This window comes from Escherichia sp. KCJ4928 (genome assembly GCF_004352695.1).
Classification (GTDB): Bacteria; Pseudomonadota; Gammaproteobacteria; order Enterobacterales; family Enterobacteriaceae; genus ECMA0423.
The window spans coordinates 1-362 of the sequence record NZ_SJWV01000651.1 but is presented as its reverse complement, the minus strand read 5'-3'; the positions used below and the strand labels follow the sequence as shown (position 1 = coordinate 362).

Below are 362 nucleotides of genomic sequence, written 5' to 3'. Positions count from 1 at the left end.
GCGTTACATCACTGAAACCAATGGTTTGTTTACTGGCTTTAAAGACATTTTTATTGGTGTCTTTTGGCGCGCTTACCAGTTCAATATTCAGTTGTTTTTCAGGCGTTGGTTTCTGAAGGAAATCAACGAGTAAAATATTGTTCTCACCAGACAGGTGTTTTTTGACCTCCAGTTTGTCTGATTCAGAAAGGTTTGTACGCATCGCATAGGCACTGTTGCTGGTTGCCAGCTCATTGACCGTCAGCGTATGGAATTTCTTATTGTTTGCGCTGTCAGTGAAATAGACCATGCTGTTTGTACTTTTCAGTGTTTTCAGCGCAGAATCTCCGGTTAGTTGCCACCAGGTGTTGTTCATAGTGGCA

The 362-nt window shown here is 42.3% G+C and carries 1 protein-coding gene; it reads right to left on the bottom strand.

Annotation, left to right across the window (positions count from 1 at the left end):
- Positions 1-362, bottom strand: a 362-nt coding sequence (locus E0D98_RS26080; protein ID WP_131891570.1) for a pertactin-like passenger domain-containing protein, incomplete at both ends; no start/stop codon positions are given.